The following is a 4946-nucleotide window of genomic DNA, read 5'->3' as shown; positions in this document are numbered from 1 at the left end:
GGGGGTGAGGATCGCCGCCAGCACGACCGCGGGCACGTAGGCGGTGAAGTACGGCCGCAGTCCGTCCAACCCGCGGGTCACCACCGCCGCTGCGTCGTCCCGCTCGAGCGCCAGTTGGCGCGGCGAGCGGGCGGTGACCGCGCGCAGCAGCTGCCCGGACAGATCGGCGATCACCGCGGTGGCGCCGTGCTGGGACAGCCGGCCCTGCGCCCAGTGCGCGGCGACCCGAATCACCCACAACGCCAACAGCAGCCACAGTTCGGTGGACCAGTGCTCCAGGGTGCGCGCGGCCGGGTCGGTGATGACGCCGGCCACCACGTGGGCCAGCAGCACCGACGCGGTGATGGTGGCCGCGGTGATGATCACCCCGCACAGCACCGTTGCGACCAGGAACCGTCGCAGCGCGGGGCCGGTGAGCCGCAGCTTCAGTCTGACCGCCTGCTCAGGCCGATCGAGGCCGGAATGCGATCAGCTGAGATCCGTTTGCGGAACACCCAATACGTCCAACCCTGGTAGGCCAAAACCAACGGCAACAACGTCAGCGAGGCCCAGGTCATGATCCGCAGCGTGTAGTCGGTCGAGGAGCCGTTGTAGATCGTGACGCCCCACTCCGGGTTGATCGTCGACGGCAGTAGGTAGGGATACATCGAGCCGAAGATCAGCACGGCGACGGAGGCCACCACGATCACCATGGCGGTGAACGCCAGCCCTTCGCGGGAGTGGGAGAAGACCAGCGCGACCGCGGCCAGCAGCGCCACCACCGCGACCCCGAGCGCCAACCAAGTCCACGCCTTACCGTGGGCCAGTTGCGTCCACAGCCCGAATCCGCCGGCCAGCACGATCACCGGAATCGACAGCATCCGGCCGAACCGGAACGCATCCTCGCGCACCGGGCCGGATGTCTTCAGCGCGATGAAGATCGCGCCGTAGAACGCGAACAGCGACGCGGTCGCCAGCCCACCGAGCAAGGTGTAGACGTTGATCACGTCGCTGAACATGTCGCCGGCCGACCCGATGACACGACCGTCGGCGTCGACCGGCAGGCCGCGCATCAGGATGGCGAAGGCCACGCCCCACAGGATGGCGGGTAACCAGGAGCCGACGGCGATCCCGATATCGGCCCAGCGGCGCCACTGGGTGTCGTCGACCTTGCCGCGCCATTCGATCCCGACAATGCGCAGGATCATGCCGAACAGAATGGCCAACAAGGGCAGGTACAGCGCCGAGAACACCGAGGCATACCAGTTCGGATAGGCCGCGAACATCGCTGCCCCCGCAGTGATCAGCCAGACTTCGTTGGCATCCCAGACGGGTCCGATCGTGTTCAGCACCGCGCGGCGCCGACTCTCCGGATCCTCCTCAGGGCCGCCCGCGCGGCCCAGCGGCGCCATCAACATGCCGACGCCCCAGTCGAAGCCCTCCAGAATCAGAAAGCCGAGGAACAACGCGGCGATCAGGAAGAACCAGAGCTCTTGAAATGCCACCGGGGGTCACCTCCTCAGTACGCGAACGACAGCGGTGCGACGTCTTCGTCTTCGGGCGGCTTGGGCGGTGCCGGTTCGGAGTCGTGTTCCTGCGGGCCCTCGACGATGTAGCGGCGCATCAACCAGAACCACACCACCGCCAGCACGCCGTAGAGCAGGGTGAACACCGCCAACGAGAACAACACTGTGCCCGCGGCATGGTCGGAGACGCCCTCCTGCACCGTCATCCGGACCAAGGGATCGCCGGTCGGGTTCGGCACCACCACCCACGGTTGACGGCCCATCTCGGTGAACACCCAGCCCGCCGAATTTGCCAGGAACGGCGTGGGCAGGGTGATCAGGGCCGACCAGCCATACCACCGCTGGTCGGGGATGCGGCCGCGCCGGGTCAGCCACAGCGTGGCTATGGCGAACGCCACCGGGATCAGCAGCAGCCCGATCATCGCGCGGAACGACCAATACGTGACGAACAGGTTGGGTCGGTAGTCACCCGGTCCGAATCTTTCCTCGAACTCGGCTTGCAGGTCATTGACCCCTTCCAGGGTCACGCCGGTGAACTTGCTCTCGGCCAGGAACGGCAGCACATACGGGAGGTCGATCAACTGGGTGATGCTGTCGCAGTTGTTCTGGGTGCCGACCGTGAGAACCGAGAAGTCCGGGTCGGTCTCGGTGTCACATAGCGATTCCGCCGACGCCATCTTCATCGGCTGCTGGACGAACATCAGCTTGCCCTGGAAATCGCCGGTGAAGAACAGCGCCACCGATGCCGCCAGCGACACCCAGACACCGAGAATCGCCGCGGGCCGGTACATGCTGCGTGCCTCGACCTCCTCGCTCCGGCGGTGTGAGCGCACCATCAGCCACGCGCTGACCGCGGCGACGAAGGTTCCCGCGGTGAGCAGGGATCCGGCCACCACGTGGAAGAAGGCCCAGATGGCCGTGTTGTTGGTCAGCAGCGCAACGAAGTCAGTGAGTTCGGCCCGGCCGGTCTCGGGGTTATAGCGGGCGCCCACCGGGTGCTGCATGAACGAGTTCGCGGCGATGATGAAGTATGCCGACGCGTTCACCCCGAACGCGACGATCCAGATGCAGGCCAGGTGCACCAGCCGCGGCAACCGGCTCCAGCCGAAGATCCACAGCCCGATGAACGTCGATTCGAAGAAGAATGCGATCAGGCCTTCGAACGCCAGCGGGGCGCCGAAGATGTCGCCGACGAAGCGGGAGTACTCGCTCCAGTTCATGCCGAACTGGAACTCCTGCACGATCCCGGTGGCCACCCCGATCGCGAAGTTGATCAGGAACAGCTTGCCGAAGAAGCGGGTCAGCCGGTACCACGCCGGGTTGTCGGTGACCAGCCACACGGTCTGCATGATGGCCAGCAGCGGCGCTAGCCCGATGGTGAGCGGGACAAAGATGAAGTGGTAGACGGTGGTGATCCCGAACTGCCACCGTGACACGTCCAAAGCGTCCATCAGTGCCTCTTCCGAGAGCGGGCTGCGGCGTACTACGACAGGTAGTAGTACCCGATGCTAGCCCACATCGGCGGCAGGTGCTGAAATTTGTGTCAGTTTCTTGGCCGCGCTGCGAATGCCGAACGCCGAGACGATCTCGAACACGCCGATCACCAGCAGCGAGATGCCGGTGACCCAGACCAGGACGCCGAGCGATCCGAACGGCCAGGCCAGCAGCACAACGCCAGCCACCAGGCTGAGCACGCCGATGAACAGTTCCCACCAGCGTCCCGGCAGCGTGGGGTCGCTGATCGCCGACACCGCGGTCGCCACACCGCGGAAGATGAAGCCGACCCCGATCCAGATGGCCAGCAGCAGAATCGACTCCTGCAGGCTGCGGAAGCACAGCACGGCCAGGATGAGGGCCGCGGCGCCACTGATGAACAGCAGCACGCGTCCGCCGGCGGACACGTCGAGGCTGAAGGCGAACACCACTTGGGCGATGCCGGCGATCAGCAGGTACACGCCGAAGAAGATCGCCGCCACGAGGATGGTCGTGCCCGGCCAGACGAGCATCAGGACGCCGAGGATGACGGCGAGCACCCCGGACGCCAGCGTGGCCTTCCACAAGTGCGGTAACAGGCTTGGCGGAGCGGTCTTTTCCATTCGCGCAGTGTGGCACAAGCCCGCGTGACCTCGCTTGATTTGGCAGTACGGCTGTGTTGTCGACGCGTGCTCGTTAATGTTTCGTTACCGGCACTGCGGGCTGGTTCCAGCGTCGTTAACGTCGTCGGCTGGAGATGCTGCCGGTCACGACGCCGACGACCCGATGCAAGGAGAGGCAACCGTGTTAGGTGGATGGCGAATCTATCGGGGGAAATTCCTGCGCACCACAGTCGTATTGGCGGCCGGAGGTGCCTTGATGCTGTCCGGGTGCTCAGCCGGGGGCGACGGCGGTGACGATGCGGGTGGCGCCCCGGCGGTGACCGCCGAGAAGGTCGACGCCATTGCTGACACCGTGCCCGAGGACATCAAGTCGACCGGGAAGCTGGTCGTCGGCGTCAACATTCCGTACCCGCCCAACGAATTCAAGGATCCCAGCGGCAAGATCGTGGGCTTTGACGTTGATCTGATGAACGCCGTCGCGGGGACGCTGGGGTTGACCGCGGAGTACCGCGAGTCGGACTTCGCCAAGATCATCCCGTCGATCCAGGGTGGCACCTACAACGTCGGGATGTCGTCGTTCACCGACACCAAAGAGCGCGAAGAGTCCGTTGATTTCGTCACGTATTTCTCCGCGGGAATTCAGTGGGCGCAACGCCCCGGCGAACCGATTGACCCCAACAATGCCTGCGGCAAGAAAGTTGCCGTGCAGGCGACCACGGTCGAGGAGACCGAGGAATTGCCCGCCAAGAGCGCCGCGTGCACCGATGCCGGCAATCCGCCCATCGAGATCGTGAGCTTCGACAGTCAGGATGGCGCGGCGAACGCGGTGGTGCTGGGTCAGGCCGATGCGATGTCGGCCGACTCACCGGTCACGGCTTACGCGATCAAGCAGAGTAACGGCAAGCTGGAGGCGGCCGGCGAGATCTTCGACTCCGCTCCGTACGGGTGGCCGGTGCAGAAGGGCTCCCCGCTGGCCGAGTCGTTGCGGCAAGCGCTCGAGCATCTCATCGAGGACGGCACCTACGCGGAGATCGCGACCAACTGGGGCGTCGAGGCGGGGATGATCGAAGAACCCGTCATCAACGGCGCGATCAGCTGACCGGTCGGAGTCGCAGATGACTACGGGCGTGTCATCGGATGTGTCATCGTCGCCCCCTCCGATCGACGCCGTTCCACTGCGCCATCCATGGCGGTGGGCGGCGGCGGCGGTCATCCTGGTGCTGGTCGGCCTGTTCCTCTACGGCGCGGCCACCAACCCCGCATACGGTTGGGACACCTACTTCGAGTACCTGTTCAACGAACGCGTGCTGCTGGGCGTCTTCAATACGCTGCAGCTGACCGTGTA

Annotated in this window: 4 protein-coding genes and 2 pseudogenes; 2 read left to right on the top strand and 4 right to left on the bottom strand. The window is 65.3% G+C overall.

Annotation, left to right across the window (positions count from 1 at the left end; translation table 11 throughout):
- The 4 genes and pseudogenes from ACN269_RS33165 to ACN269_RS33150 all read right to left on the bottom strand — a co-directional run.
- Positions 1-366, bottom strand: a pseudogene (locus tag ACN269_RS33165) (hypothetical protein); the annotation flags it as partial.
- A 59-nt stretch (positions 367-425) separates the two neighbouring features.
- The gene (gene cydB, locus ACN269_RS33160; RefSeq protein ID WP_421477048.1) at positions 426-1484 is read right to left on the bottom strand and encodes a cytochrome d ubiquinol oxidase subunit II; all 1059 of its coding nucleotides are present in this window, start codon (positions 1482-1484) and stop codon (positions 426-428) included.
- A gap of 14 nt (positions 1485-1498) precedes the next feature.
- Positions 1499-2956, bottom strand: a complete 1458-nt coding sequence (locus tag ACN269_RS33155; RefSeq protein ID WP_421477046.1) for a cytochrome ubiquinol oxidase subunit I — start codon at positions 2954-2956, stop codon at positions 1499-1501.
- A gap of 57 nt (positions 2957-3013) precedes the next feature.
- Positions 3014-3601, bottom strand: coding sequence for an HdeD family acid-resistance protein (locus ACN269_RS33150; RefSeq protein WP_421477044.1), 588 nt, complete (start codon positions 3599-3601; stop codon positions 3014-3016).
- 256 nt (positions 3602-3857) lie between these two features.
- On the opposite strand from ACN269_RS33150, the gene ACN269_RS33145 reads away from it, so the two are divergent.
- A complete protein-coding gene (locus ACN269_RS33145) occupies positions 3858-4700 on the top strand; it encodes an ABC transporter substrate-binding protein (protein WP_421477042.1) in 843 nt (280 codons plus the stop codon).
- A gap of 16 nt (positions 4701-4716) precedes the next feature.
- Positions 4717-4946, top strand: a pseudogene (locus ACN269_RS33140) (amino acid ABC transporter permease); the annotation flags it as partial.

It is taken from the genome of Micromonospora sp. WMMD736 (genome assembly GCF_049179015.1).
Classification (GTDB): domain Bacteria; phylum Actinomycetota; class Actinomycetes; order Mycobacteriales; family Micromonosporaceae; genus Micromonospora.
The sequence above is the reverse complement of the archived record's forward strand: the minus strand, read 5'-3'. Positions and strand labels throughout refer to the sequence as shown.